Source organism: Fibrella arboris (genome assembly GCF_041321095.1).
Lineage (GTDB): Bacteria > Bacteroidota > Bacteroidia > Cytophagales > Spirosomataceae > Fibrella > Fibrella arboris.
The window spans coordinates 332,618-357,939 of the sequence record NZ_JBGGWE010000003.1 but is presented as its reverse complement, the minus strand read 5'-3'; the positions used below and the strand labels follow the sequence as shown (position 1 = coordinate 357,939).

General features: G+C 53.3%; 24 protein-coding genes. 10 read left to right on the top strand and 14 right to left on the bottom strand.

Features of this window, described 5'->3' with window-relative positions; all coding sequences use genetic code 11:
- Nucleotides 1-140: 140 nt before the first annotated feature.
- A complete protein-coding gene (locus ACAW75_RS06590) occupies nucleotides 141-1,364 on the bottom strand; it encodes an MFS transporter (RefSeq protein WP_370727892.1) in 1,224 nt (407 codons plus the stop codon).
- Between the two features lie 292 nt (nucleotides 1,365-1,656).
- Here ACAW75_RS06590 and mazG point away from each other — a divergent pair, with 292 nt between their 5' ends.
- From mazG to ACAW75_RS06575, 3 genes are all read left to right on the top strand, one after another.
- Nucleotides 1,657-2,481 carry a nucleoside triphosphate pyrophosphohydrolase gene (gene mazG, locus ACAW75_RS06585; RefSeq protein ID WP_370727891.1) on the top strand — a complete coding sequence of 275 codons (825 nt, stop codon included), beginning with the start codon at nucleotides 1,657-1,659 and terminating at the stop codon, nucleotides 2,479-2,481.
- Between the two features lie 149 nt (nucleotides 2,482-2,630).
- On the top strand, nucleotides 2,631-3,494 hold the full coding sequence (locus ACAW75_RS06580) for an SPFH domain-containing protein (protein WP_370727890.1): 864 nt from the start codon (nucleotides 2,631-2,633) through the stop codon (nucleotides 3,492-3,494).
- A 75-nt stretch (nucleotides 3,495-3,569) separates the two neighbouring features.
- Nucleotides 3,570-3,758 carry a type II toxin-antitoxin system antitoxin gene (locus ACAW75_RS06575; RefSeq protein ID WP_370727889.1) on the top strand — a complete coding sequence of 63 codons (189 nt, stop codon included), beginning with the start codon at nucleotides 3,570-3,572 and terminating at the stop codon, nucleotides 3,756-3,758.
- Nucleotides 3,759-3,780: 22 nt separating this feature from the next.
- On the opposite strand, the gene ACAW75_RS06570 is transcribed toward ACAW75_RS06575, so the two are convergent.
- The 3 genes from ACAW75_RS06570 to ACAW75_RS06560 form a co-directional block, all read right to left on the bottom strand.
- The gene (locus tag ACAW75_RS06570) at nucleotides 3,781-4,437 is read right to left on the bottom strand and encodes a hypothetical protein (protein ID WP_370727888.1); all 657 of its coding nucleotides are present in this window, start codon (nucleotides 4,435-4,437) and stop codon (nucleotides 3,781-3,783) included.
- 374 nt (nucleotides 4,438-4,811) lie between these two features.
- On the bottom strand, nucleotides 4,812-5,579 hold the full coding sequence (locus ACAW75_RS06565) for a type III pantothenate kinase (protein ID WP_370727887.1): 768 nt from the start codon (nucleotides 5,577-5,579) through the stop codon (nucleotides 4,812-4,814).
- Nucleotides 5,580-5,673: 94 nt separating this feature from the next.
- Nucleotides 5,674-6,636 (bottom strand): alpha/beta hydrolase, encoded by a 963-nt coding sequence (locus ACAW75_RS06560; protein WP_370727886.1) that lies wholly within the window; start codon nucleotides 6,634-6,636, stop codon nucleotides 5,674-5,676.
- Between the two features lie 226 nt (nucleotides 6,637-6,862).
- Between ACAW75_RS06560 and ACAW75_RS06555 the strand changes: the two genes are divergently transcribed.
- A complete protein-coding gene (locus ACAW75_RS06555) occupies nucleotides 6,863-8,254 on the top strand; it encodes a vanadium-dependent haloperoxidase (RefSeq protein WP_370727885.1) in 1,392 nt (463 codons plus the stop codon).
- Between the two features lie 77 nt (nucleotides 8,255-8,331).
- Here ACAW75_RS06555 and ACAW75_RS06550 read toward each other — a convergent pair whose 3' ends face one another.
- Together ACAW75_RS06550 and ACAW75_RS06545 are read right to left on the bottom strand one after the other, a co-directional pair.
- Nucleotides 8,332-10,413: an IPT/TIG domain-containing protein gene (locus ACAW75_RS06550; protein WP_370727884.1), complete on the bottom strand. Its 2,082-nt coding sequence runs from the start codon at nucleotides 10,411-10,413 to the stop codon at nucleotides 8,332-8,334.
- 104 nt (nucleotides 10,414-10,517) lie between these two features.
- Nucleotides 10,518-10,952 (bottom strand): cytochrome B, encoded by a 435-nt coding sequence (locus ACAW75_RS06545; RefSeq protein ID WP_370727883.1) that lies wholly within the window; start codon nucleotides 10,950-10,952, stop codon nucleotides 10,518-10,520.
- A gap of 79 nt (nucleotides 10,953-11,031) precedes the next feature.
- On the opposite strand from ACAW75_RS06545, the gene ACAW75_RS06540 reads away from it, so the two are divergent.
- On the top strand, nucleotides 11,032-11,334 hold the full coding sequence (locus ACAW75_RS06540; RefSeq protein WP_370727882.1) for a DUF4286 family protein: 303 nt from the start codon (nucleotides 11,032-11,034) through the stop codon (nucleotides 11,332-11,334).
- Nucleotides 11,335-11,961: 627 nt separating this feature from the next.
- Here ACAW75_RS06540 and ACAW75_RS06535 read toward each other — a convergent pair.
- Nucleotides 11,962-12,885, bottom strand: coding sequence for an esterase-like activity of phytase family protein (locus tag ACAW75_RS06535; protein ID WP_370727881.1), 924 nt, complete (start codon nucleotides 12,883-12,885; stop codon nucleotides 11,962-11,964).
- Between the two features lie 281 nt (nucleotides 12,886-13,166).
- Here ACAW75_RS06535 and ACAW75_RS06530 point away from each other — a divergent pair, with 281 nt between their 5' ends.
- Complete coding sequence (locus ACAW75_RS06530; RefSeq protein ID WP_370727880.1) at nucleotides 13,167-14,066, top strand: glucose 1-dehydrogenase; 900 nt, start codon at nucleotides 13,167-13,169, stop codon at nucleotides 14,064-14,066.
- 307 nt (nucleotides 14,067-14,373) lie between these two features.
- Here ACAW75_RS06530 and ACAW75_RS06525 read toward each other — a convergent pair whose 3' ends face one another.
- Nucleotides 14,374-14,877: a phosphoribosyltransferase family protein gene (locus tag ACAW75_RS06525; RefSeq protein ID WP_370727879.1), complete on the bottom strand. Its 504-nt coding sequence runs from the start codon at nucleotides 14,875-14,877 to the stop codon at nucleotides 14,374-14,376.
- Between the two features lie 131 nt (nucleotides 14,878-15,008).
- On the opposite strand from ACAW75_RS06525, the gene ACAW75_RS06520 reads away from it, so the two are divergent.
- From ACAW75_RS06520 to ACAW75_RS06505, 4 genes are all read left to right on the top strand, one after another.
- Nucleotides 15,009-15,431, top strand: a complete 423-nt coding sequence (locus tag ACAW75_RS06520) for a DUF4783 domain-containing protein (RefSeq protein WP_370727878.1) — start codon at nucleotides 15,009-15,011, stop codon at nucleotides 15,429-15,431.
- 125 nt (nucleotides 15,432-15,556) lie between these two features.
- Nucleotides 15,557-16,138, top strand: a complete 582-nt coding sequence (locus ACAW75_RS06515; RefSeq protein WP_370727877.1) for a YcxB family protein — start codon at nucleotides 15,557-15,559, stop codon at nucleotides 16,136-16,138.
- A 75-nt stretch (nucleotides 16,139-16,213) separates the two neighbouring features.
- On the top strand, nucleotides 16,214-18,181 hold the full coding sequence (locus ACAW75_RS06510) for an acetoacetate--CoA ligase (protein ID WP_370727876.1): 1,968 nt from the start codon (nucleotides 16,214-16,216) through the stop codon (nucleotides 18,179-18,181).
- A gap of 111 nt (nucleotides 18,182-18,292) precedes the next feature.
- A complete protein-coding gene (locus ACAW75_RS06505; RefSeq protein ID WP_370728093.1) occupies nucleotides 18,293-19,987 on the top strand; it encodes a S41 family peptidase in 1,695 nt (564 codons plus the stop codon).
- Between the two features lie 72 nt (nucleotides 19,988-20,059).
- Here ACAW75_RS06505 and ACAW75_RS06500 read toward each other — a convergent pair whose 3' ends face one another.
- The 6 genes from ACAW75_RS06500 to ACAW75_RS06475 all read right to left on the bottom strand — a co-directional run bounded on the left by ACAW75_RS06500 (nucleotide 20,060) and on the right by ACAW75_RS06475 (nucleotide 25,291).
- Nucleotides 20,060-22,204, bottom strand: a complete 2,145-nt coding sequence (locus ACAW75_RS06500; RefSeq protein ID WP_370727875.1) for a S46 family peptidase — start codon at nucleotides 22,202-22,204, stop codon at nucleotides 20,060-20,062.
- A gap of 71 nt (nucleotides 22,205-22,275) precedes the next feature.
- Complete coding sequence (locus tag ACAW75_RS06495; RefSeq protein ID WP_370727874.1) at nucleotides 22,276-23,115, bottom strand: sugar phosphate isomerase/epimerase family protein; 840 nt, start codon at nucleotides 23,113-23,115, stop codon at nucleotides 22,276-22,278.
- 90 nt (nucleotides 23,116-23,205) lie between these two features.
- Nucleotides 23,206-23,649, bottom strand: a complete 444-nt coding sequence (locus ACAW75_RS06490) for a c-type cytochrome (RefSeq protein ID WP_370727873.1) — start codon at nucleotides 23,647-23,649, stop codon at nucleotides 23,206-23,208.
- Nucleotides 23,636-24,040, bottom strand: coding sequence for a HEPN domain-containing protein (locus ACAW75_RS06485; protein ID WP_370727872.1), 405 nt, complete (start codon nucleotides 24,038-24,040; stop codon nucleotides 23,636-23,638). The genes ACAW75_RS06490 and ACAW75_RS06485 overlap by 14 nt, the downstream gene beginning before the upstream one ends.
- The gene (locus ACAW75_RS06480) at nucleotides 24,037-24,357 is read right to left on the bottom strand and encodes a nucleotidyltransferase domain-containing protein (protein WP_370727871.1); all 321 of its coding nucleotides are present in this window, start codon (nucleotides 24,355-24,357) and stop codon (nucleotides 24,037-24,039) included. The genes ACAW75_RS06485 and ACAW75_RS06480 overlap by 4 nt, the downstream gene beginning before the upstream one ends.
- A 31-nt stretch (nucleotides 24,358-24,388) precedes the next feature.
- Nucleotides 24,389-25,291: a DUF1338 domain-containing protein gene (locus tag ACAW75_RS06475; RefSeq protein WP_370727870.1), complete on the bottom strand. Its 903-nt coding sequence runs from the start codon at nucleotides 25,289-25,291 to the stop codon at nucleotides 24,389-24,391.
- Between the last annotated feature and the right edge of the window lie 31 nt (nucleotides 25,292-25,322).

Here is a 25,322-nt window from a genome sequence, read left to right as displayed (position 1 = left end):
TTACTCGTTCGATTTAGTATATAAGTCTGTCATTTCCAGAAAGAAGCGGAGCAGAGGCGTCAGCACTGCCCAGTGGCCAAGTACTAGTAGGCCTTTCGCCAGCGCGTTTCTATTCATGCCTACCAGCTGGCAGCCAATCGTTAAACGGACTCCTGCCGGATAAACCAGACAAAAAAGAACCAGCCGAACAGCGCCATCAGGCCGGCCATGAAGAGTGGCAAGCTGAGGTTGATTGTCTCGATATAGCCCGCAATAATGGGTGGCGTAGCAAAAGCAGCCGACAGCACCGACTGATTAATCCCCATGATCTTTCCCTGCTCATCGGCTCGAGCGCTGGTCGAGACCAGGGCGGTGGCGTTGGGTGAGGTGAGCCCTTGAAAAAAGGCCATGAGCGGGGCAACTAAAAAGATCTGCCATGACTGTTGAGGCAGTAAAAAACACCACAGCACCACTGCCAGACCAATAACACTACCCCGCAAAATTTGCTGTGGCGAATAGGTGTTCGACAAGCGACGCACAACCAATCCCTGCATGATGACAATGCACAGGCCAACAAAACCAAAATATCGGCCAATCTGTACCTGATCGTAATTGAATCGTTTGAGCAGGTAGACCGAAAAGAACTGGGTATAGAAGCTGAAGCCTAGTGTGTAAAAAAAGACCCCGGCAAACAGAATACGCATCCGCCGACTGGTGAACGCCTCGGCCAGATTGCGGAAGCCAGTCAGTGGTGTGATAGGTCGTCGAACAGGCGCTGCCAGCGTTTCGCGAAAGACCAGCACAACCATGACAATGTTCAGGACCGCCAGCAGCGCGGCTGCGTAAAAGGGCGTGGCGAAGGTGAACCAGGCTACCGTTTCTGGATTCGACAATTCGCCGCCAAGCGTGGGACCGATAATGAAACCAAGCCCAAACGCCACGCCAAGCAGCCCGTAGTTTTTGGTGCGCGAGGCTGCATCACTCACATCGGCAATGGCCGACTGGATAATGGCGATGTTTCCGCCGCCAATGCCATACACCATTCGGCTTAGGAAGAGAAGTGGCAGGCTCCCTGTCTGAATACCCAACGCAAAAATCAGATAGCCAGACAGCGTCAACAGCAAAGAGAACAGCAGGATCGGTTTGCGGCCGTACCGGTCGGAGAGAGCACCCAACAGAGGGCCACCGAAAAAACCGGCAATGGAAAACGACGCCAGCAGATAACCCAGCAGAATAGTCCGCTCATCGATCGTGTACGTACCTGGCAAAAAACCTGAGTCAGCCCGCAGCAACAGGGGGGTGATGGTGGGTGTGGCAATGCCAACGCCGACCACATCGAGAAAAACGGTAAAGAAAATAGTCGTTAGTGGAAGCCGGGCGGGCATGGGGAGGGAAGGGAGGAAAGGGAGGAAAGGGAGGAAAGGGAGGAATGGAGGAAAGGAGGAAGGGAGGAATGGAGGAATGGAGGAAGGAGGAATGGAGGAAAGGGAGGAAGGAGGAAAGGGAGGAATGGAGGAAAGGGAGAATGGGAGGAAAGGGAGTGCAAAGTAGTAAAAAGGTAAATTTACAAGCGTAATCAATGATTTCCTCTATTCCCTTTCCTCCCTCCTCCCTTCCTCCTTTCCTCCTTTCCTCCCCTTCCTCCCTTTCCTCCCTTCCTCCCCTTATCTTTACGTCATGACGTTTGACCAACTGCCCCCACGCCGTCAACAGCAACTGATGGCTTTCGACCGCCTGCTGACGATCATGGATGAATTGCGCGAACAGTGCCCCTGGGACCGCAAACAGACGATGGACACCCTTCGCCATCTGACTATCGAAGAAACCTACGAACTCTCCGACGCTATCCTGGAAGGCGACCGTACTGAAATCAAAAAGGAGATCGGTGACCTGATGCTCCACATGGTATTCTACAGCAAAATCGGATCGGAAGCCCCGGAAGAAGACCCAACCCGCTTCGACGTAGCCGACGTGCTGCATGGTATCTGCGATAAGCTGGTGAGTAGACACCCCCATATTTATGGTGATGTGGTGGCCGAAACAGAAGCACAGGTGAAAGCCAACTGGGAGCAGTTGAAACTGAAAGAAGGCAACAAATCGGTGCTGGGCGGAGTGCCCAAATCGTTACCTGCGCTGGTGAAGGCTATGCGAATCCAGGAAAAAGCGCGTGGCGCCGGGTTCGACTGGGACGAGAAACAGCAGGTTTGGGAGAAGGTTGAGGAAGAGATGCAGGAGTTCAAGGCCGAATTCAACGCCGACAACGGGGAGGCTATCGATGTGCAGCGGGCCGAGGGGGAGTTTGGCGATGTACTCTTTTCACTGGTCAACTACGCCCGCTTTATTGATATCAACCCCGAAACGGCGCTTGAACGAACCAACAAAAAATTCATCAAACGCTTTCAGTACCTCGAAGATCGCGCCCGTGCCAACGGGCAGGCCCTTCACGAAATGACGCTCGCCGAAATGGATGTGTACTGGAACGAAGCCAAAGCAAACGGCTAAGAGCGACCAGGTACGTTATCGGGCTGATACGTTCAGCTGACAAGACTTGCCGCTTACCAATAAAACAACCCGCTGGTCTATAAATCAGTGGGTTGTTCTGTGATGACAGCTACTATTGTGATAGTAAAACGATAGCACTCTCTGAACACATGAACGAGAAAAATCTTACCTCTATTTCAGGCTATCTGGCCTTAGTGATTGGGCTTGTGGGGCTACTGGGCAGTGTGGGCCTATTCATTGCTGCCATTGCAATGGCAAATGGCTGGTTTGGCGGGCTGGCCGGACTGGTATTCATCGCGAGTATCATTACACTCACTGGCCTGTCGGTGGTGAACCCGAACGAAGCCGTAGTGACCACGTTCTTCGGTGACTACACAGGCACGATGAAACAGAACGGACTGCGGTGGGTGAATCCGTTTTATAGCAAAAAGAAGATCAGCCTCCGCGCCCGGAACCTGAATGGCCAGACCCTGAAGGTGAATGACAAAATGGGCAATCCGATCGACATTGCTGCGGTGGTGGTGTGGCAGGTATCCGATACCGCCAAGGCCCTGTTTTCGGTCGACGATTACACGTTATTCGTCCAGATACAGTCGGAGGCGGCGGTTCGGCACCTGGCTAACTCGCACACTTACGACAACGCCGAAGATGGCGAAGTAACGTTGCGCGATAGTACCGGCCACATCAATGATGTGCTGGAAGTCGAACTGAATGAGCGGCTGTCGCGGGCTGGTGTCACCATCATCGAAGCCCGAATCAGTCATCTGGCCTATTCGCCCGAAATTGCCGGAGCCATGTTACAGCGGCAGCAGGCCTCAGCGGTGGTAGCTGCCCGCCGACAGATTGTGGATGGAGCCGTGGGTATGGTTGAAATGGCCCTGGCCCGGTTAGCGGAGAAGAACGTCGTTCATCTCGACGAGGAACGTAAGGCGGCCATGGTCAGCAACTTGCTGGTCGTGCTCTGTGGCGAGAAAAACGTTAGCCCCGTCGTCAATGCCGGATCAATTTACTAACCGCTCAGGGTGTGGGGCACGGCCAGTGAACGGAATCCGTTCCTGAGCAACGCCCCATGCCCTGAGCCCTTGTTTATGTCTGAAAAAAAAGGCTTTCTCTTACGGCTGAATCCAGAGATGCTGGTTGAACTGGAGCGTTGGGCGCAGGACGAGTTCCGCAGCGTGAACGGGCAGATCGAGTACCTGCTCAACGAGGCGTTGAAGAAACGGAGACGTACCTGGAAAACAACCGACCCGCCTCCGCCAGAAGATGAAGCTACCTGAGCAGTTAGGTTAGCCGTCAAATTTAATCGCTCTGTGCTGTTCTGGGCTGCGGTTTCGAGTCAACACCAGCGCTTAAGAAGTTGTACTGGTTGATGATCAGTAGCCGGGCCAGTGTTGTGGCCGGGTCTACGTCGCGAAGCTTGATATAGTCAGAAAGCTGGCCATGATACGTGACCATGCGCGGCCAGAGATCCAGGTTGAACAGGGCCATATTGAAGACCTGCCCTTCCTGATCGATAACCAGATAGGTGAAGTTGTCGATGTCTTTCAGCAATTCCGTGTCATCGCTATAGACCGACGGACGCAAAATTTTGATGAACTCGTGCGTGTGACGAAGCCGCCGGTATACGGTTAAAGGCCCTGACGCTACCTCTTCCATAAATACAGGCCGAACCCCCTCTTCTGCGTCGGATAGATCAACTGAACTGAATTTGCGAACCAGCCGCTGATTGGCATCGTAAAAGGCAAACGAATCAATATGGCCGGCCGAGTAAGCCTTCATCAGCCCATTGTCCATACGTACCTGTACGACCTCAACTTTCCAGTTGTAACTGAGCTGTCCCTCCAGCTTGTGTCCATCGGGTAGAATGACGTACCCAATATTCCAGGTAGGCGAACCGGCCAGTAGTTCGGCGGTTACGGCCATCATGATTAGAATGGCAAATAGTATCTTTTTCATAACGTTGGATAAAGCCTGTTCAGACGATCACATAGCTGCGGTGAAGCAGCCAGTATAGCAGGCTTGCCAACGTTGGAGGGAAGATCATGCCAGAAGACACCTGGTCAACAGGCGGTCACAGCCGATCGATCATAGGATAAATAGTATAAATATGTAGAAACATTAATTTGATAGAATCGACGGCACAGGCTTGATGAAAATTCTGTGGAGAGCGTCTTTTTCACGAATAAATAGTGCGTGATCCACGCTGCTGGCTGCGCGTACCGTATGATCAATTTACGGTTGTAGTGCCATTTGTCTCTTTATTAAATCCTGATTAACAGGCTGATGAGGAAATAAATCTACACGATCAGGGCACGGGGAGGGGCTGTTTTTCACCGACGTGCATACTCGCCAATGAGCCGTATGCCGTCGAGGGTTAGGGAGGGAATCACCTCGGTAAATTCATCCTGTAGTGAGGGAATCGCTTTCGATAAACCACCCGTTGCAACGGCCAGGCAGGTGCCGCCCAATTCGGCTCGTATCCGCTGAATCATACTACGTACCAGCCCTTCATAGCCCATCACCACCCCTGCCTGAATGGCGTGGACGGTATTTTGGCCGAGCGCGGAGGCAGGTAGTTCAATAGGTACCTCGGGCAACTGGGCTGTATTGGCAAACAGCGATCGGATGGCAGTCTTCAAACCAGGGGCAATGGCTACGCCAAGAATTTTACCATCGGCTCCGACCGTCGTGAAGGTGAGCGCCGTACCAAAATCGACGATCACGCAGGCCTGCTGGTAGTGGGTGTGCGCTGCTACCGCATTGGCGACCAGATCTGTACCAATTTCCTGAGGGCGAAGCACCACTACGGGTAGCCGGTCATACACCGAAGGCGTAACCACCACGGGCGTCAGGCCAAACAGCTCACCAACGGCTTCTGCAACGGTGGCCGTCAGGGCGGGAACCACGCTGCTGATAGTAGCCTGAGTAATCTGACTCAGGGTAAGGCTGGCCTCCAGCAGCCAAAACCGGAGTTTCTGCTGGTAAAAGGCGGCCGGTTGCATAGGACGGCTGGGCGTTCGCCACACATGCTGCCAGTGATCGGTAGTATACAGGCCAAATACCACATCGGAGTTGCCAATATCGAGCGTGAGGGTCATGGAAAAGGAGTCTTCTGTCTACAGTTTGCTGTCTTCTGTTGCGCTGCTAAAGAGCGGAGCAACAGAAGACAGCAAACTGTAGACAGAAAACTTTTTATTGTTGGTGGAATCGGGTGCCTATAAACTGAAGAGCGGCGGGTAGGCCGGTCCGCCAGTAAGTCCAGGTGTGTGCGCCGTCGCGAACCCGGTACTCGTGCGGAATCGTACGGCCAAGCAGGTTCATGTGTAGCTGGGCGTTGGCCGCCGACAAAAAATCGTCATCGCCGCAGTCGATATACCAACGTACCTGTTTCAGGTCACTTTCCGGAGCCGACGATGACAGGGTGAGCGGGCTATTGCGTTTATAATGGGCCGTCAGTCGGTCTTCGCCTTTCACCGGTCCGCTAAACAGAAAACTAAACGTCTTATTGTACTGATCGTCGGGCATGTTCTTTATGGTTTCGTCGGTGAACACGGCCGCACTCAGGGCGGCGCAGGACCCAAACAAATCCGGATGATGCATGGCCAGCAGGAGCGACCCATGACCCCCCATCGACAAACCCGAAATACCCCGAAAATCCCGCTTTGTTCGGGTGCGGTAGGTCGAGTCGATATGCGGAATCAGCTCGGTGACGAACATGTCTTCGTAGCGTGTTTTGTTCAGGTAATCGTTCATGTACCAGGTTACACCACCATCGGGCATGACCACAATCATGGGGGGCAACGTACCTGACTTGATGCCCTCGTCGATAAGGCGGTCGGCTTCGCCAAACTGCGTCCAGCCAGTTTCATCATCGGTATACCCATGAAGGAGATAGACCACCGGGTAACGGCGATTCGATACGTAATAATCGGGCGGCAGGTAAATGGAATAACGAATGCCCCGGTTCATCAGCGAACTGCTCATGACTACACTTTCCAGCAAATGCGCCTGTGGCGCCATCATAACCGGTAACGGAGCGTTGGCTGGTGGCAGTGACTGAACATTCGGGTTAAGGCGGCGTCGGCTCTGTGCCTGTGCTGTACCAAACAGACTGGCCAATACCAGCAGGCAAAGGAGAAGAGAACGATAGGGCATAAATGGGACAGGGAGCATGGGGTGAGACCCCATTGGATTAGAACGAAAAATAACGGATAGACAGCAAATACAAGCTAAAATCAGGCGGGGTATTATTGCTAGTCGACATATGAACAAAATAGCATTTAAAAATTGGCAATGTTTTTGTGAAGAGCCTTATGGATTAACAGCCTCTTCGACCAGACTATACCGTTTATTCCATTCGCTTATGTCAACATCAATACCGATGTCATCGTCTCTACATCGTCTGCGCCTGGCTTTGCCCTTGCGACATAGCTTCGTTGCTTTGCTGGCCGTTGTTACGTTGCAGTCCTGCCGCCCAACCGAAGATCAAACGGGCTTGACCCCGCAGACGAACGCTGCCGATTCGTACAGCAACGAAGTAGCGCTACAGTGGAGCACGATGCATTTTCAACTGGTACGTAACAGCCCTGGCCAAACGCCGCCCGTTGCTTCCCGCACGTTCGGGTATGCTGGTCTGGCCATGTATGAGGCCCTGGTAGCGGGCATGCCCGGTAACCTGTCTATGGCTGGTCAGCTTCAGGGACTAACCAGCTTGCCCGTCGTTGAAACAGGCAAGACCTATAACTGGGCGCTGAGTGCTAACGCCGCCGAAGCCGAAGTATTGCGGGGGTTATTTGCCAACACATCTGCTGCGTACAAACAGAAAATCGATTCGCTCGAAACAGTATTATTCAACCAGTATAAAAGTACGGATGCGGCTATAAGCGAGCGATCGGCTGCTTATGGCAAACGGGTAGCGCAGGCGATCTTCGACTGGTCGAAAACAGACGGTGGCCACGAAGGATACAACCGGAATTTCCCGGCCGACTTTGTGCCCTCGACCGAGGCAGGTACGTGGCGACCTACTGAAAATGGCCGTACCATTCCGATGCAGCCCTATTGGGGCAAGAACAGAACCATGCTGGCCAGTACCGCTGCTATGCCTATGCCTGTGCCGCTGCCTATCTCAACGCAGGTAACGTCGCCTTACTTTGCCCAGTACCTGGAAGTATACGCCAAAAACATCAGCCTGTCGCAGGCCGAAAAAGAAACCTCAGTTTGGTGGGCCGATGACCCGAGCGAAACCTTCACGCCACCTGGTCACTCCTACAACCTGGCCCGGATCGCTATCAAAACAGATAAGGTTGGTTTGGGAAAAGCAGCTGAAACGTTAGCGCGTGTTGGCATTGCCGTAACCGACGCGTTCATTGCCTGCTGGAAATGCAAGTACACCTACAATAATGAGCGCCCATATACCTTTGTTCGGCGGGCCGTTGACCCAAACTGGGTACCTTTCTGGCCGGCGCCGCCATTCCCCGGCTTCGCGTCGGGCCACTCAACCCAGTCGGCAGCAGCAGCTATCGTATTAACCGATCTGTACGGCTCGGCTTTCACCTTTACGGATGATTCACACGTAAATCGTGTGCGTGATACCAAACGCAACGTAGACTTCAAGGCCCGCACATTCCGGTCGTTCTGGGAAGCTGCCGAAGAATCGGGTTATTCACGTTTTCTGGGTGGTATTCACACGCGGCAAGACAATGAAGTGGGCTTGAAAGAAGGCCGCACTATTGGTCAGAACATCAATAAGCTTACCTGGAAACGCGTACAGTAACGCCCAACGTACCCAGCATCAAAAATGGCTCACCAGGTACCTGGTGAGCCATTTTTGATGCTGGGTACGTTGGGCCATCACTTGGTCACAACGAATGCATCGGTGGTGCAGACCGTGCCTGAGTCGGTGGTGAGGCAAACGGTACCGCTGATAGCGTTGGCAGGAACCGTTGCGATGAGGGTAGTACCAACGAGCCGAAACTGAGCGGCCGCCGAGGTCCCGCCGCCAAACCGCACTTCGATCACGTCGCTGAGGTTCTGGCCGGTGAACGTCACTTCTGTACCGACTTTACCGGTTTTGGGCGTAAACGATACACCCGCCACGACCCGCTGCACATCAAACAGGGTAGTAGTACAGGCAAAACCTGCCGGATTGGTGAAGCAGATAGTACCATCAACGGCATTGGTCGGAACAATTACTTTTACCTGCCCGTTGCCCAGCCGTTGGAAAGTAGCAGGCAACGAAGCGCCGCCCCCAAACCGGATGTCGGTAACGTCTTCCAGAAACTGTCCCGTCACCGTAATCTCATCACCTACGCGCCCCTTCGTTGGCGTGAACACAACGCCCGACACCGGACGAACAGGGGTGAACTGATCTGACGTGAAGGCGATGGGGGAGTCGGTCGTGAGGCGAAACTGGCCGGGCTGGGCATCGTCGGGAACACGTATCCAGATCTCGGTATCGTCGTTACGCCCGTCGTTGGTGGCCGGGTAAACGGCCCCTGTAAACTGGACCACGGCGTCGCGGAGCCAGTTGCCTTTGATGATCATGCGCCCTCCGGCGGGCCAGCGACGCGGGTAATCCGTTACGACTGGCGCCTGCACAACTGTCAGCGAGCGGACCGATGTGGCCGTACCCGCCCGATTGGTAGCCGTAATGGGGCCGGTGGTGCCGTCGGTTGGTACAAAAAACTGAAAGTCAGTTCCTTCGGTGCGGGCATTGATCGTAACCTGTTTTCCGTTCAGCGTTACCTGCTGAATACGATACAGGTTTTGTCCGGTTACCGAAACCAGTTTGTTAACGCCGCGACGGAGGGGGGTAAATACCAGATTGGCTGGTGGAAGGATGTACACAAAGGGTTGAGTAGCACTCGCCGAGCCGCCTACGCCACTGATGCTGATGGTCACATCGCCCGACTGACTCCGGGCGGGTACCGTTACTTCGAGCTGTGTATCGCTCACGATACGGAATTGGGCAGCGGTAGTTCCGAATGACACACTGGTGATGTCTCGAAAATTTAAACCGGTCAGCATCACTTTATCGCCCGTGATGCCTTCCATCGGGCTTGGATTACCGGTTATGGCCGGGGCACCGGCTATATACAGGCTGTCGGCGCTCAAGCCCGTCAGCCGGTCAAAAACAGTTACGCTAAGGCGGCCGGTTGTTGCGTCGGCTGGCACAATGACTTTAATTTCGGTATCCGTAATCCGGGTGGTGGTTGGGTCTGGTGTAGCGCGGTTGATGCGTACTTGCCCGTCGGCCAGATACCGCCCCTGAATGGTAATTTCCTGTCCGACGCGAACCCGCTTTGGTGAAAAGCCAGTAATCTCGGGTGTGCCCGCTACCAGGTATGTGAAACCGCTAATGATACCGCCTTCCGTAACGAGGGTCAGTTTGGCAAACCCGCGTGGCTGTTGTGGCGAGATGGTGACGAGTACTTCGCTGGGGGAAACAACTGTAAACGAGCTGGCCTGGGTGGTGTCGAACCGGACGCTTTGCAGCCGATCCAGGTTGTTCCCGCTGATACGAATGGTAGCACCCGCTGCGGCGTTGGTTGGCAAAATAGCGTTATCTGCACTTAACGTAGGTTGCGGCTGAATAACAGTAAAGCTTACCGGAGAGCTAAGCCCCTGGCTGTTAGCCACCTGAATCTGAGTAGGGCCGGTGGCAATACGTGGCACTAACACGATCAGGCTGGCATCTGAACTCGATTGGACGGTGGCCTGAATGGCTGTTTCTGCCTGACCGAACGTAACAACGGGGTTGTTGCCAAACTGCGCACCTTTCAATTCGACCGGCCGACCAATATCAAATTTGTTTGGACTGACACTCCAAAGTTCGGGCGGAAACTGCTCGACTTTACACCCCAGAGCCATGCCAATCAACACCACCCCAATGGCAAGTTTCCACCAATTCCCTTTCTGTACACAGTCTCTCATCAACGCCCTTACTAATCGGATAAACAAAGCTACTCGCAAATGCACAGATTAATGGATCATCCACAATGGTTACAGATCGCCATTGTGGATGATGCATCGATCAGTTAAAAATTTCCTGCTCCGAGGTTACGGAAAGCCCAGGGAATTCCAGCCAGGATCAGAATGAGGCCAACACCGTAAAAAATGCCAATCAGCCGGTGTTTCTGCGTGTCGTTGGTAGCTCGTTTCGACCGTGAATAGCCAATGGTGATCGCAATGATCGCCAGCAGCATGATGGTGATGTGCTCAACGGTATAGAACCGGATGACCCGTTCGCTCATACCACTGAAATTTACCTTCGGACTGATAAAGTAAAGGATCAGGCCCAGCACCAGTTGAGTATGCACCGAAATGAGCGTAAACAAATACAACTTGCGGTTGCCATCAGTAAACGATTTGTTACCAGTCCAGCGGCCGATTGAAACAAAAACGGCTGCCAGCAGTAGTACCAGCGCGACCCAGCGAAGACCCGAATGGGCATGAACTAATCCGTTATACATAGTGTAGGTTTATCAAAATTAATGCTGGTGCAAAGAAACAGACAAACCGCTGATTCAGGCCCCAACTGCCCAAGATTCGATGATTCTTTACAACATTACCTATAATATTGACCAGCAGATTGAGCGCGAATGGCTGCGCTGGATGAAAGACGAACACGTACCTGCGGTAGTAGCGACCGGACTAACCATGCAACATAACGCCCTGAAACTACTGACCGAAATAGAAAACGGCGGCGTTACCTACACGTTTCAATACTGGTTTCAGACCATGGAGGATTTTGTTACGTACCAGAGTTTGCACCAACCCGCGCTGCAACAACAGGTAGCCGACCGATATGCCAACCGGTACGTCTCTTTCCGTACCCTGCTGGAAGAAATATAAGGAGCTGTTTAAGTTTCCTTCTGCCGCGTAGCCGCACCGGCGGACCTAGTAGCTGTAGCTAAACGTCTTCGCTACAGGCATTTCCGTCGCCTAACGACCTAAGGTCTGTAGCTAAACGTCTTCGTTCCAGGCGTTTCCGTCGCGTAGCGACCTAATGTTTGTAGCTGAATGGCTTCGCTCCAGGCATTCCCTTCGTTCCAGGCGTTTCCGTCGCGTAGCGACCTAATGTTTGTAGCTGAATGGCTTCGCTACAGGATTTCCGTCGCCTAGCGACCTAATGTTTGTAGCTGAATGGCTTCGTTCCAGGCGTTTCCGTCGCGTAGCGACCCAACCACACGCTAAATTGTTAGGTCGCTACGCGACGGGAATGCCTGGAGCGAAGCCATTCAGCTACAAACATTAGGTCGCTACGCGACGGTGCGGCTACGCGACGAGTTGGCTTAAGACAGCTTCTAAAGAGCGAATGGTGAAAGAGCGAAAGAGTGAAAGAGCGAAAGAGTGAAAGAGCGGAAGGGTGAAAGAGTGAAAGAGCGAAAAGGTGAAAGAGTGAATGGAGAAAGAGGAAAATCTGCTGAGTCAGTAATCTGACACTGCAATCACCCTTCCACTCTTTCACCATTCGCTCTTTCACTCTTTCGTCCTTCGCTCCCGGCTCAGGTAGATGAGTTGGGTTTGCTGGCATTTTTTGCCATTGGGCCGGGGGCACTGACCGCCGTTATCGTCGGAGATGATGACCAAGGTCTGGCGGCCCGGTTGGCCAGGCATCCAGGCCATGCCTTCAAGGTTATCGATTCGGTGGCCGTTGAGCATGGTATTGAAGTTGAACACCAGTGTCTTTATGGGCGCTACAGCCGGGCTGGTTTCCGAAAACGTTACCTCGTATAAGTTAGCGTATGATGTGTCGCGTTGGCTGTCGTAGAACCGCTCGATGGTTAGAAGTCGGTTTTTCGCCACCCAGACAATCTCCGAAATGCCTCCGTATCGTTCGGAAGAGGCCAGCCGTGGCATACGGTCGCGTGGATAAGCGAACTCTTTCCTGTCGCTCAGCAACGTACCTGACCAGGTGTAACGATGAAAAAACACCGTTGCCTGACTGCTGTCGGCGGTAGTCCAACCTGCTTCGGGAGCTACCCAAACGGTTGAATCAGCCCCCAATGCCAGCCCTTCAATGCCTTTATTGTCGAACGGAAGTGGAATGAGCTGATCGAATTTGGTCATTGGGGGCGCTGTGCCAACTCGTGGCAGGGAGTCGCGGCAGAAAAAAGCGTAGCCACCGGCGGCGTTATTTCCTTCAACCGTGCCAAAATACGTGTGGCTGGCCGCATCGTATCGAATGGCTTCCAGCTGCAAACCCGTGTTGGGCCCCCGTACGGCCAGATCGTAACGGGTCAGATCGGGCATACGCCACTGCTCTCCTCTGTCACCAACGAGTTGCCAGACGCCGGCCGATTCAACGAATGTAATCCCCGAAATGGTGTGTAGCCCCGCCTCGCTGGGTACGTAGATGGTTGTGTCGAAACGAAACCTCTGTCCAACTGTCGAGAGCGACATACCTAAGCACAGGCAACATAGAACGACGGTTTTTAAGCAGGGAATAAGCATAACAGGCAGGAGGGACAACCGGGAAGTAGACGACAAAGATAGTCGGATGCCTGTTGGTTCTGGCTGGCAGTGAGTTATGTAGGCAGGGACATCTTTCGGGCAGGCCATTGGCTCATTGTTACAGAAACACGATAGCCCACTGCCCGACCTGGTAAGTTACGTGTCCAGGCAGGCGCGGTGAACCAGTTAAGTCACGGGCCGCCTACCTGGCAGACTTACGCGCAACGATTATGACAAACAGCAATGACCTGACCCAGCCTCAGGACCCCCGTCAGCAATATCCGGCTCCGCCTTATGACAAGCAGGAGCCTCAGCAGCCACCCGGTAGCGACGCTGCAATGAACCCCAAACCCGATTATGGGGAACAGTCCTATAAGGGAAGTAACAAGTTAAAAGGACGAAAAGCGATTATCACGGGCGCCGACAGTGGTATTGGCCGGGCCGTGGCACTGGCCTTCGCCCGTGAAGGAGCCGACGTTTTGATCTCGTATCTGAATGAAGAAGAAGATGCGCGTGAAACGGCCCGGCTAGTGGAAGCATCAGGTCAGAAAGCTGTGCTTTTGGGTGGTGATATACAACAGGAAAGCCACTGCCAGGCACTCGTACAAAAAGCGCTGGACGAATTCGGCCAACTGGATATTCTGGTCAACAATGCCGGCTATCAGATGACGCACCAGAAAATTACCGAGATTACGGCCGAAGAGATTGACCAGACGTTTCGCACGAACGTTTTTGCCATGTTCTACCTCTGCAAAGCCGCCATGCCTCATCTGAAAGCGGGTGGTTCGATCATCAACACAACGTCTATTCAGGGGTATCAGCCTAAACCGCAGCTACTGGCCTATGCAGCCACTAAAGCAGCCATTGCCAACTTCACCAAAGCCCTGGCCGAAGAAGCCATCGAGCAGGGTGTACGGGTAAATGCAGTAGCGCCCGGCCCGGTCTGGACGCCGTTCATTCCGACCACAATGCCTAAGGAACAGTACGAAAAATTTGGCGCCGATACCTTATTTGGTCGTACGGCCCAACCCGTTGAATTAGCCCCTGTTTATGTGCTACTGGCCTCCCAGGAGGCTAGTTATATTACGGGCATGATCTACGGCGTAACGGGTGGCAAACCCATGGTATAACCTTGGCGAGTCAGATCATCCTGATCAGATCATCCTTTGTTGGCAACTGTATGTCTTGCCAACAAAGGATGATCTGTTACCCAGTCGCCTGCTTGAGTGACGCCAGGTACGTTCGTCGGCGCCTCGCAGGTAGAATCTGCTTGTTTTTTTAACAACGCCCATACACCCGTTGGCTTCCATACAGGCGGTGCCTACAGCACTAAAATCAGGCAGGTTATCCTCTTGCCTGACCGCAGAAAGAAGATCGGCTGCGGCGAGCAGAGCAGCCGGTAAGTTAGGCTGGTGTTTTCGCCCTTATGCTCATTATTCACCGCAGGTAGACACCCTCACGCGTGGCATCGCTCAGGATCACATCCACGTGTTCATTCAGCGTCGTCGCCAGTTCAATACCGATAAAATCAGCCGCAATGGGGTAGCGGGGATGGTTGCGGTTGACCAGTACGGCCACCTGTATTTTCCGAACAGGCACCGACAGGAACGGCTGTAGGCTGAACGCCATAGTTCGGCCCGAATACAACACATCGTCGATCAGCACCACCACACGATCCGTATACGTACCTGAGCCCCCTGGCAGCTGAATAGCTGGCTGCGCTTTCTGCGTTTTATCGAGGTCAATCTGAACAAGCGATACTGTGAAAGGGGCAATCTGCCGAAGCTCGTCGGCCAACCTCCGGGCCAGCTCGTAGCCTTCACCAGCTACGCCAGCCAGCACAACCGCCGCCTCATCGAAATTCGTTTCGTACACCTGACTGGCAATGCGGCGTATCTTTTGGCGGATCTGGCCTGCCGATAAAATTTGTGTGGGATTCATTAGCAAAGACCCGGCCAAACCAGGCAGAAAATAGCGCTGCAAAATTGCGGAAATTATCAACGTTTAGTACGATCTATTTGGCACAGTTTTCGCCAATGTGTTCATACCCATCCAGACACAACCTCAGTTCAATGAATCGTATTATCATGTTTTTGAAAGCAAAATCAATTGGTTTGCTTATTGGAATCCTTTGGGCCACGCTGTCCTGTTTCACCAATACCCAAGACCCTACGCAGGCCATTGGCGTATCGATGCAGACAGGCGAAGCACACCAGCTGGCTACTTATTTTGACACTGATCTGGAGTTACGAATCGACCCGGTGGGCGTTGATTTTCCGTCGGTCCGAGCCAGTCAGGCAGAGGTAATCATGCGCTCTTTTTTTAGGAAATATCCGCCCATGCGTTTCAAGACGGGCGATCAGGGAAGCACGCCGCATCTGCGCTACGCCACGGGTACATACTGGTCGGGCTCACGGTCATTTCGGGTGAACGTACTGATGCGGCAAGCGACGCCTGGCCAGTACCGGATTCATTCTATTCAGGTGAATGAGTAAAAAGTACTGAATCCTAAGTCTGGAAAGTTGTGAATTAGTACTTTGCCGGGCTTTCCAGATTCAGGACGCACACTTTTTTCCCGCTTAGTCCTCCTATCTTTGCACTTTCTTTCTGGAAGTTCGCAATGACCATTAAAACCAAGAAATACGCGTTAGATCAAAAGACGTACATCAATTTAGCCATTCGGCAGTGGGTACGTGACAATTGGCTCTGGAGCGGTGTACCGCTGGCTCTTATTCTTCTGAATGCCATCCTGAACCTGACAGGTGTGTATCCCAACTACTGGATTTACATCGTTGTTATTCTCCTGACCATCATTTATGTGCTGTTCTGGGCCGTGCAGTTTACGGGCGTTTCCCAGTCAGAACAATTTAAGCCGATGTTCGAGAAGTACATCTACGAGATCGACAGTCGCCATATCATGATGAAGCTGAACGCCAAAGAAGGTGGGATGCTGAAATGGGATATGATCAAGGCAGCCGTGAAAGACAAGAATGCCTATGTGCTGCAGCTGGGCAACGGTCTCGACGGTGCCAACACGCCTTCTATGAACTTCTTTATGAAATACCTGGCCAGTCAGATGGGGCGGGCGCAGTTTCTGTACCTGCCTTTTTCAATCTTTACCAGCGAGAGCGACCAGCGGTTCATGGACTTGCTGCTCCGGCGGAAAGGACTCCTGACGGAAGACGCGAAAGAGACCAAATAATATAAGCTATACGCGAACGGAACGGGCTTCGGCGTTACCTTCTAAGGAACGCCGAAGCCCGTTCCGTTTTTACCCATGCGTCAACCCACCGACTCGCCCAATAGGCCCATCTGGACACCCAGTGCCCGTCTTCAGCAACAGTCTCGACTGAAACATTTCATCGATTACCTGTTTGTTAAGCATGGCCTGTATCTGCGTCACTACGACGATCTCTGGAGTTGGTCTGTCACCAATCTCGACGATTTCTGGGAAGCTATTGCCGCTTATTTTGACGTGCAGTTTCATACGCCTTATCAGGCCGTGCTTGAGCGGCCACGTCATGGCATGATTGGCACGCGCTGGTTTACCGGGGCTACGGTCAATTATGCCGAGCATATTTTCAGAAATGCCAACAGCCAGCAGCCGGCTCTGCTGTTTGCATCAGAAAAAAATCGTTTACAAAGTGTTTCCTGGTCTGAGCTTTCGTATCAGGTAGCGGCACTGGCGCAGTTTTTGCGTATACAGGGGGTTGGCGTTGGCGACCGGGTTGTGGCACTTTTGCCCAACATACCTGAAGCCGTTGTTGGCTTTCTGGCTGCCCAGTCGCTGGGTGCGGTGTGGTCGAGTTGCTCGCCCGATTTCGGAACTGCCAGCTTGCTCGACCGTTTTCGGCAGATTGAACCGAAAGTGCTGCTGATGGCCGATGGCTACACCTATACCGGCAAACCCATTGACAAGACTGGCGAGCTGGGTACGTTGCAGCAGGGTTTACCTACGTTGAAACAGATCGTGTGGGTACCTTTCCTAAACCCCGACTCCCCAACACCAGCTGGCGTTGTGCCTTGGGATGACGTCCTTCAAACACCGTTTACCGACCTGACTTTTGAACCCCTGCCCTTCAACCATCCCATGTGGGTGCTGTTCTCGTCAGGCACAACCGGTAAACCAAAAGCTATTACGCACAGCGTGGGTGGCTGTTTACTGGAGCATCTGAAAACATTGGCGCTCCATCAGGATGTGCGGGCGGGTGAACGGTATTTCTGGTACTCGACCACCGGCTGGATGATGTGGAACTTCTCGGTCGCCTCGTTGTTGGTGGGGGCCACGCTGGTCCTCTACGAAGGTTCACCGGCTTATCCTGACCTGAACCGGCTCTGGCAGCTGATCGAACAGGCCCAGATCACTCATTTTGGTGGCGGAGCCGCTTATTTTCTGGCCTGTATGCGGGCTGGGCTTATGCCGGGCAAAGCAACTGGTCTGCGGTCGCTGCGAACGATCGGTTCAACCGGTTCGCCCTTACCGCCCGAAGGCTTCCGCTGGATCTATGAATCGGTTCGCCCGGATGTCTGGCTTATTTCGTTCAGCGGTGGTACCGACGTCTGTAGCGGGTTTGTGGGGGGCAATCCATTGGCCCCAGTGGTGCCGGGTGAAATACAGTGCCGTCTGCTGGGCTGTAAGGTCGAAGCCTGTGATGAAGACGGCGAACCCGTACGCGAGGCGCTGGGCGAGATGATGATTCTGGAACCGATGCCGTCGATGCCCATTTACTTCTGGAACGACCCCAACAACGAGCGCTACCAGAACAGCTACTTTGAGAACGATCCCGATATCTGGCGGCATGGCGACTGGATCAAGATCACTGATCGGGGGAGCGTGATCATTTACGGCCGGTCTGATGCAACCCTCAACCGGGATGGGGTACGCATTGGCACCGCCGAGATCTATTCGGCGGTGGAGAGCCTGCCCGAAGTGGCCGACAGCCTGGTTGTGGGGATCGAACTGCCCGACGGCTCATACCGTATGCCGCTGTTTGTGGTCTTGCGCGAGGGCCATGCCCTAACGGATGACTTGAAGCAGCAAATAAAGCAGGCGCTGAAAAGCCAATACAGCCCCCGGCACGTACCTGATACCATCTATCAGATTGCCGAGGTGCCGTATACGATCAGCGGCAAGAAAATGGAAACACCGGTAAAAAAGATCCTCATGGGTCAGCAGGCCGACCGCGTTGTCAGCCCCGATACCATGCGAAACCCGGGCGCGTTGACAGCCTTTGAACATATTTAGTCACTTTGCCAACAACCACTGATTTTCGCTCAGTTTATCTGCATTGCGCAAAACATTAATGAAGTATATTAGTGTTACGCCTCTGTACGCAACAAGCTGATGAACACCCCTATGGCAACCAACGAATCTACTCCGTCGCCCGAACGAATTACGAATGACCGAAGCATCATTCGGTTGCCCATGTTGCTGGGTATCACCCTGGCCGGCGGGGTGCTGATAGGCGCTTCTTTTTTTGGTGGAACCAAAGGCCTGAACTCAATTGGTCGTGGCTACACGAAATACAGGGAAATCCTCCAGCTGATCGAAAATAACTACGTCGACTCGGTGAATACCGACGACCTGGTTGATTTTTCGATCACGAAAATGCTGGAGAAACTGGACCCTCATACCGCCTACCTCAACCCGACCGACGCCGTAGCCGCCCGCGCCCAGCTCGAAGGGGGATTCGATGGGATCGGCGTTGAGTTCAACATCTTTGCCGACACCGTTTATGTCGTCACCCCACTGGCTGGTGGCCCTTCTGAAACAGCAGGTATTCGGAGCGGCGACAAGATTCTAAAAGTCGACGATACATCGCTCACCGCAAAAGGAGTCGATAACAGCGCGGTATACAAAGCCATGCGTGGTAAACGTGGAACCGAAGTACGTTTAACAGTGCTGTCGAAAGGCCAGAAGCCCCGCGTCGTGACCGTCACCCGCGACCGGATTCCCACCTACGCCGTAGATGCGGCCTACATGGTGGATGGGCAAACGGGTTACCTGAAAGTGAATCGCTTCTCTGATTCAGCCTACGAAGAATTTAGAAATGCGCTGGCCGGTTTGAAGCAGCAGGGCATGAAGCAACTGGTACTCGACCTGCGCAACAACCCCGGCGGCTACCTCGACCGCGCCACCAATATGGCCGATGAGTTCATCGACGGGAATAAATTACTGGTGTATACCGACGGAAAAGACGATCGCTATGACCGGAAATATTACGCCAAGCTGAACGGACAGTTTGAAGATGGTGCCCTGATCGTGCTGGTCGATGAAGGCAGCGCGTCGGCGTCGGAGATCCTGGCGGGTGCCTTGCAGGACCATGATCGGGGCTATATTGTGGGTCGCCGTTCGTTCGGCAAGGGGCTGGTACAGATGCCTGTTCAATTAACAGACGGCTCAGAACTTCGCCTGACCATTTCGCGCTATTATACGCCTACAGGCCGTAGCATTCAGAAACCATACGTACCCGGGCAGGAGGGCGATTACGAGAAAGAGCTTGAACTTCGCTCAAAACGGGGCGAGTACTACATTGCCGACAGCATCAGGAACGACCCCAAGAACGTGTTCAAGACGGATAAAGGGCGTACGGTCTACGGCGGCGGTGGCATCACGCCCGATTATTTCGTTCCGCGCGATTCGAGCTGGCAAACGGCTTATCTCGGGCAGTTATACGCCAAAAATATCATCCGTGAGTTTGCGCTTTCATACGCCAACGACAACCGCGCCCGCCTGGAAAAAATGCCTTTTGCTGAATTCGACAAGTCGGTAAACCTGTCGGAAGACCAGCTAAATGGCATGAATAAAGCGGCTATTGCGGAGGGCGTAAAATTCAACGCCGCTGACTATGCCCGGTCTAAAAATTACATACGTACCCAGACCAAGGCGCTCATTGCCCGGTACGTGTACCAGAAGGCAAACAAAGGCGGCCAGAACAACGAGTTTTACCGGGTGATGAACACGGCCGATAACACCTACGTCAAAGCGTTAACCCTCTTCGACAAGGCCCAGGAACTGGAATTCGGCCCGAAAGCAGTGGGGAAAAAATAACATTACAGTTTGCTGTTTACCGTCTTCTGTTGTTAGCAACGCAACAGAAGACGGTAAACAGCAAACTGTAAACTATTTTCCGGTTAATTCCTGCACAAGCCGGTCGGCTTTGTAGATGTACCGCATAGCGGCGATGATGCCGCCCGTGTGTACGGAAACGGTTCGGTTGGCGTCGGGAACGAAGATGAACGAGCCGGGCAGGCTTTCCATGTTGCCATCAAATGCCAGGCCTATTGCTTCCCTGTTTTTATTGATAATTGGACTACCCGAATTACCACCGATAATGTCGTTGGTCGAGATAAAGCACATGGGTTGCTTTAGCAAGTCGGCGGGTGGATTAGCCCAGCGGGCAGGAAGTTTCCAGGGGTCTTTGTTCCCAAATGAATAACTCCGATCATATAAGCCAGCAAATGTGGTGATGATTGGCGCCTGGGTTCCATTGTACGGATAGCCTTTCACCACGCCATCGTTAATGCGCAATGAGAACGTAGCGTCGGGCGGAATGGCCGTGCCATAGGTATCGTATAGCGCCCGGCCCAATTGACTCCGCAACACCTGCTGCCGGGTGGTCAGGTCGCGTACCGTTGTGTTGACAGCCAGAAAGCGCTTGCCCCCCAATCGGCCCAGGGCCAACAGCGGATCGTTGTTGGTGGCCAGAGCCGACGCTCCGCCATCCAGCAGCATCGAGACAAACCCACGGTTGGTCAGTTTTGTGGCAGCCAGCAGGGCTACGGCCGCTTCGCGTGGGGAACGTACCTGGCCGTCAGGGCCAGTCAGTGCTGCTTTTACGTAGGGGTCGTCATTCCCAAAGGCAGCCTGTGCTTCACTGAAATGAGCCGCCAGAAAAGCCTCTTCCAGCGCCCGGCTTTTGGGGTGCGGAATCTCGTCGAACACGCCTTTCGCCTGCTCCCAGACCGCTGGATTAGCGGTAACGGCCCCGTTGATGAAACCGAGTGTCATGGCAAATGTCATGGTTTCGCCCAGCGAAATTGGGTTTGGGGCCAGGTACGTGTAATCGTTGAAAGCGTTGCGAAGGGCAGCTACGTTCGTGGCGATATCATCCCACGTCTTCAGCGAAATGCCTTTCTGTTGCGCGTCAGCTTTGAACTTTCGTTCAAAAGCAGCTTTTCGTGCCAGTAGATATGGATCGCGCAGCCCGGCAAGCTGACCACTGCTGGCTTTGTAGCTGTTTTCCAGGTTGAAGATCTCGTTCAATACGCTGTCGCTTTTGGCGGTGGCGTTGTAAGCCTGCAAGGCGTTTGAGCGGCTACGCAGCAGCGTGAGCGTCTGTGGAAATTGAAGGTCACGGTCATACTCCAGTTCAGCCACTGTTTTCAACCGCTCAGTGCTGCCCGGATTACCCGTTACAAAGGTGGGTTCCCCATCGCGAATGCCGTTTGGGTTGAACTTGAAGAAGTGGGTTGTCTTCAGCGGCTTACCGTTATCGTACACCCGGAAGAACGAACAGTCGAGGGCATAGCGTGGGTACGTGAAATTGTCGGGATCACCGCCGAAAAAGCCCAGGTTTAACTCGGGCATAAACACCAGCCGGACGTCTGTAAATCGTTTGAAACCGTAAAGCGCATACCGGCCACCGTCGTAAAAGGTGATGGTTTGTAGCTCCAGCCCTTTCCAGTCAGCTTTGCCGCCGTACTCGTCTTTCAGGTTGGCAAACGCTTTCTCGCGGGCCTGCACCTGTGCCTGTTCATCACGGCCTGCTGCCGTAACGGCATCCTGCACCCGTTTCGAAATATCGTCGATCTTCACCAGCTGATCCACAAACAACCCGGCTACTTTTCGTTCCTCGGCAGCTGTCTTTGCGAAGAAACCCGTACTGTTGAGGTCTTCGCCTTGGCGGGCTACACCCGTTCCCGACTCGCGGGCGCAATGGTGATTGGTCATGACCAGGCCGTTGGCCGACACAAACGAGGCTGAACAATAATCAGCAAATCGCAACGACGCCAGCCTGACTTCGTCGAACCACTTGGCATCGGGGGTGAAGTTGTAGGTCTTCTTGAAATAGTCGGTAGGAGGGGTGTCGAACGTCCACATCTTCCCCATATCGAATGGCCCGGCTTTCACCGTGTCGGGGTTCAACGTGGCCGAAGGTGCCTGCGCCAGGCCAAGTGAGGTGGCTAGCAGACCAACGAACAACCCCGCCAGGGCAGGGCGAGCTGTACCTGCGTAGGTAAAGCGACGGTTAACTGTGCAGATCATAGAGACAGAAAAAGCCGTAGTGAACGGCTGGTTGAACCTTATCAAAAACCTGTAAGGGTTGAGTGTTCGATTTATTGCAGCCCCCGCAGATAGGCCAGGCTTTTAGGCAGCTGTTCCATCGACCGGGACGATTCATCTTCAATGAAAAAGTGCTTGACCCCCGCTTTTTTAGCCGCGTGCATAAACGCCGCAATGCCAATATCACCGTCTCCGAGCACTACGTTCGATTCTACGTCGGCGTGGCCGGTCATCGTATCGGGTGTGCCGGGTTTGCGGTCTTTCAGGTGCGCCAGTAAAAAGCGTTTTGGGTACTGCTGCAGCAGTTTCACCGGGTCCTGGCCGGGCGATTTCACCCAGAACACGTCCATCTCGAAGTTGACGTATTTCGGGTTCAGGTTGTCGACCAAATAGTCGAAATAATGGGTGCCGTTGGGGTTTTTCTGAAACTCGTACCCATGCGTATGGTAACAAAACGTGAGCTTGGCGTCGGCCAGTAATCGCCCGGCCGTGTTGAAGACATCGATGGCCCGGTCAGCGTCGCCAATCGTAAAGAGATCGGCTGTATGTGGAATCCAGGCGCAGACAACGTACCTGACACCCAGGGCCTTCGCTTCGGCAATCACCTTGGGTATATCCATCTCCAGATCGTTGAAATCTGCCCCGAGACTAATGGCTTTAAGGCCGTTTTTGTCGAGTTCCTGCCGAAATGCAACGGGCGTGAGACCATAGGTGCCGGCTACCTCAACCTCGCGGAATCCCATCTGCTTCACCCTGGCCATCGTGCCAGGTACGTCGGTTTTGAACTGGTCTCTGAAACTGTACAGTTCCAGGCCTACCGGCGCGGGTGGTGCAGGCTGAGCCAGGGCGCTGGTTGTTAGCAACGTGGTGAGAAGAACAGGTAAACGTTTCATCGGACTTGGTTTAGGTTTTGTGCTTAAAAGTAGCCATTTCCACGTCACGTTGAACGGGACTCTACCGACTGGTAACCCCCACGACCTGATCTATTTGCCGCGCTGCTGCTTCACTTCCTCTGCCGATATAGCCGTTGCCTTATTGCCGAAATTATTGCGGATATAGGTCAGCACGTCGGCGATCTGCTGGTCGGTCAGAAAATCATGGGCGGGCATCACGTTGTCATAGGGTTCGCCTTCTACGTCGGCATCTTTCAGGCCTTTCAGTAGTACGCCGATGAGCCTGGCTTTATCACCATTGACCCAATCTGTCCCCCGCAGCGGCGGATTCATGTTGGGCACGCCGCCCCCGTCCACCTGATGGCAGGTAAGACAATATTGCTTGTAGATCGCAGCGCCAGGCTGAGCAGCAGCTACCGTCTGGCGCTGCGCCGACGTAGTACCGGCTGGCTTCTTCGATTGGGCAAAGGCCGTTTGCCCAATGAAAATACTGCAAAGAATAAATAGAGTGCTGGCTGATCTAAAGAGTGTCATCAGTTTTTAGTTGTTGAGTGCGTAAATAAGCATCGGTGAAGAGGATAAATTCACTGGCATAGTTAATGCATTTCGCAGCATCTGCCTCACTTACCTCATAATCAAAATCATAATCACCTGACTGGCGGAGCTCCAGACAACTTTCCAACCAGATAATAGCTTCACGAGGCAGTAGATTGGTCTTGATAAAAAGCTCACTAAACCTGTTTTTTGCTCCCCTATGTGAATTTGCGTAGAGATCATGCAATCTCAACAGGGCATTAACCGCATCGAAAATGGCATAATAGCTTCGGTTTGGCTCGCTGGTGAACCGCCCGGATTTATAGATTAAACGAGCGTCTTCCAAACAGTCATAAGCACGAGCCATTAAACGACTAATGTCTTCTTTCATAGTGAAATACCCTCTTGCCGGACGTTACGAATAAACAGGTTCTGTGAGGTGTTCAGTCGATCTTCTTCTAACACAATAGGCGAAAGTGGGCAATCATATTTTGATGACAGGTCTACAACTACCGGCGCAATTCGCTCCACTTCCCGCCAACGTTCCAAACGGTCTGTTTTGAGAATAACCGCCAGGTCTATGTCGGAATCACTGGTATTTTCTCCTCGGGCGTAGGAACCGTAGAGCAACACCTGTTTCAGTTGATCTCCGTATATCTGTACCATCAACTGCTTAAACTCAGTCATTATTTTTTGGAGCGTTGTCATAATGATTGACAAAAACTAGAGTTTTCTTGCCTTATAACCCCGTCTGCTTTGTAAACGTGCTCTCGAAGATTTTGTCGGCGTTGGCCGCTTCAAAACCGTCGCGGCGGTGCTGACGGGTGAGCTGGTCGGCGGGCAGATCAGCGAACTCGGGCAGTACGCGACGCTCGGCAAACTCAACGTAGGAGCCTGCAATGCGGAACGTCTCGCCACCCGCAAACTTCGCATCGACCATCTGTGCTACCGTCGACGCCTGCCGTAACCCGCCGTCGGGACTCACCTTGATGATGCCCCCCGCTGAATTGAGTTTGAAACGACGCTGTTCCAGAAACGAGATGAATTCGTCGATGGTGTTATACCCTTCCGGCAGGTTATGGACGCTGATGGTGAAGTGGTTGAGGTAATATCGGTTGTAAATAACCCAGGCGGCATACTCGCTTTCGGCCAGTAACGCTTTGTAGTCGGCCAGGGTTGGGGTTTTCCAAAGGGGCTGGTGCAGAAACGCATCAACGGCTTCTCCGTCGTTGAGGTCCAGGGCATCAACCGGATCGCTCGTGATCGTGTCGGTGTAGGTATGAATGATTCGCTGAGCTTCTTCCGACAGATCGCCAACGCGCAATTCGCTCACAAAAATGCGGGGCAGGTTGTCGGCAGCGCGGTCAGTGGGTGGGGCATACCAGTAGGCGTCCAGTTTCTTTTCGGCAAAAAAGTAGGGTTCCCGTTTTTCGTAGCCGTAGTGCAGAAAGATCTTTTCAAACGACGCCATGCCGAGATGGGGAACGCCCAGTGTGCGGAAAGCGATATGATCGTTCTCGATGTCTTCCGGGCTACTGATGACTCCCTGCTGTTGAAGCGCGTACAGGATATTCTTGACGTCGGGAACACGCTCGGTATACCGGCGCATCAGACCGGCAAGTACGGTGTCGAGAGGAGTCATGGCTGTTTGGTTGATGGTTGATCCACTACAA

Coding starts and splice junctions, on each gene's coding strand:
- ACAW75_RS06555 (WP_370727885.1), top strand. CDS start 6,863: ATGTCATCGTCTCTACATCGTCTGCGCCTGGCTTTGCCCTTGCGACAT.
- ACAW75_RS06510 (WP_370727876.1), top strand. CDS start 16,214: ATGCGTCAACCCACCGACTCGCCCAATAGGCCCATCTGGACACCCAGT.
- mazG (WP_370727891.1), top strand. CDS start 1,657: ATGACGTTTGACCAACTGCCCCCACGCCGTCAACAGCAACTGATGGCT.
- ACAW75_RS06515 (WP_370727877.1), top strand. CDS start 15,557: ATGACCATTAAAACCAAGAAATACGCGTTAGATCAAAAGACGTACATC.
- ACAW75_RS06505 (WP_370728093.1), top strand. CDS start 18,293: ATGGCAACCAACGAATCTACTCCGTCGCCCGAACGAATTACGAATGAC.
- ACAW75_RS06545 (WP_370727883.1), bottom strand. CDS start 10,952: ATGTATAACGGATTAGTTCATGCCCATTCGGGTCTTCGCTGGGTCGCG.
- ACAW75_RS06550 (WP_370727884.1), bottom strand. CDS start 10,413: ATGAGAGACTGTGTACAGAAAGGGAATTGGTGGAAACTTGCCATTGGG.
- ACAW75_RS06590 (WP_370727892.1), bottom strand. CDS start 1,364: ATGCCCGCCCGGCTTCCACTAACGACTATTTTCTTTACCGTTTTTCTC.
- ACAW75_RS06525 (WP_370727879.1), bottom strand. CDS start 14,877: ATGAATCCCACACAAATTTTATCGGCAGGCCAGATCCGCCAAAAGATA.
- ACAW75_RS06520 (WP_370727878.1), top strand. CDS start 15,009: ATGAATCGTATTATCATGTTTTTGAAAGCAAAATCAATTGGTTTGCTT.
- ACAW75_RS06535 (WP_370727881.1), bottom strand. CDS start 12,885: ATGTCGCTCTCGACAGTTGGACAGAGGTTTCGTTTCGACACAACCATC.
- ACAW75_RS06500 (WP_370727875.1), bottom strand. CDS start 22,204: ATGATCTGCACAGTTAACCGTCGCTTTACCTACGCAGGTACAGCTCGC.
- ACAW75_RS06560 (WP_370727886.1), bottom strand. CDS start 6,636: ATGCCCTATCGTTCTCTTCTCCTTTGCCTGCTGGTATTGGCCAGTCTG.
- ACAW75_RS06475 (WP_370727870.1), bottom strand. CDS start 25,291: ATGACTCCTCTCGACACCGTACTTGCCGGTCTGATGCGCCGGTATACC.
- ACAW75_RS06490 (WP_370727873.1), bottom strand. CDS start 23,649: ATGACACTCTTTAGATCAGCCAGCACTCTATTTATTCTTTGCAGTATT.
- ACAW75_RS06495 (WP_370727874.1), bottom strand. CDS start 23,115: ATGAAACGTTTACCTGTTCTTCTCACCACGTTGCTAACAACCAGCGCC.
- ACAW75_RS06565 (WP_370727887.1), bottom strand. CDS start 5,579: ATGACCCTCACGCTCGATATTGGCAACTCCGATGTGGTATTTGGCCTG.
- ACAW75_RS06485 (WP_370727872.1), bottom strand. CDS start 24,040: ATGAAAGAAGACATTAGTCGTTTAATGGCTCGTGCTTATGACTGTTTG.
- ACAW75_RS06530 (WP_370727880.1), top strand. CDS start 13,167: ATGACAAACAGCAATGACCTGACCCAGCCTCAGGACCCCCGTCAGCAA.
- ACAW75_RS06540 (WP_370727882.1), top strand. CDS start 11,032: ATGATTCTTTACAACATTACCTATAATATTGACCAGCAGATTGAGCGC.
- ACAW75_RS06570 (WP_370727888.1), bottom strand. CDS start 4,437: ATGAAAAAGATACTATTTGCCATTCTAATCATGATGGCCGTAACCGCC.
- ACAW75_RS06580 (WP_370727890.1), top strand. CDS start 2,631: ATGAACGAGAAAAATCTTACCTCTATTTCAGGCTATCTGGCCTTAGTG.
- ACAW75_RS06575 (WP_370727889.1), top strand. CDS start 3,570: ATGTCTGAAAAAAAAGGCTTTCTCTTACGGCTGAATCCAGAGATGCTG.
- ACAW75_RS06480 (WP_370727871.1), bottom strand. CDS start 24,357: ATGACAACGCTCCAAAAAATAATGACTGAGTTTAAGCAGTTGATGGTA.